The organism is Dellaglioa sp. CoH-57-MRSF-22 (assembly GCF_056781895.1).
Genome location: NZ_JBXAXT010000015.1, coordinates 1 through 1015 on the forward strand (window position 1 = coordinate 1; position 1015 = coordinate 1015).

Sequence of the window (1015 nt, forward strand, 5' to 3'; positions counted from 1 at the left end):
CCCAAACGTCATCAACGAAGTGTTCTACATGTTCACAGACAACTGCCAATTCGGGCAGAACTTCGTGGGCGCGAAAGCAAATGCGGTACTGATATCTGGCACCACAGCGACCGTACGTATCATGAAGTACCCAGCGTCAACGCCCAACACAGGAACGCAAGTAGGAACACTTAACATAGACACAGTGAACGGCAACTCGTTTACGAGTGTTCAATCAACCACGACGTTTGCTCCGGGTGATCAGTTCTCCTATCAATTCGCGACTACAAACATTTCTCTAATAACCATTACACTTCGTGGCACTTNGCTATAAGGAGTAGAAAATGCCAGCACAATTCATTGCGTCGGCCGAAGGCTTCGACATTTATCCTTCTGGCACGCTGGCCGCGAACTACCCATGGTTCGTGACCAATAGTGCCATTGCCGGGCAAATCAACTTGTCGGCAGGAGCTTTTGGCGGGGCCGCACTCACGTTCCCAGTGAGCGGAGCACCAACCTCGCTCACCTCTGGGTTTGAGTATCAGTTTCCGAGCACGATGCAGATCATACGAGGTAACACGACGACCGCAGGCAAAGGTGCTTTCGCAATTAACTTCTGGTTGAACGTGAACACTATGAACCCGGGTTCTGGCACATTGCTCGCGTTGGGCACGGCTGGTGTTCCGGGGTCATGGTATCCACTACTAAATATCAGCAACTCGTCATCAGGCGGCACGAACCTTCAGCTCGTTACTAACGTCAACAGTCCGACGAGTTCCCCATACAACTTCAACATACAGTTGAACACGTACTACTGGGTTCAGCTTCAGTTCTCGTACTACAGTACGACGAGCACAGCTTCATCGGCAGTGATGAGCGCAACGTACACGATTAACGGGGCTACCGTTCAGCAAGATATTCCTGTGACGTGGAGCGCTGACAACTTCACCACAGGACAGATTGCTAACGGCCTCAAGTTCTTTGCCTCGAACTTCGTCAGTTACTTCATCGACGACTTGGTGATTCAGAGCGTATC

At 50.9% G+C, this 1015-nt stretch carries 1 protein-coding gene; it reads left to right on the forward strand.

The window, feature by feature from the left end:
* Window positions 1–323: 323 nt before the first annotated feature.
* Window positions 324–1015: hypothetical protein (locus AC1RPR_RS07830; protein ID WP_481763404.1), on the forward strand; the 692-nt coding region annotated here is incomplete at its 3' end.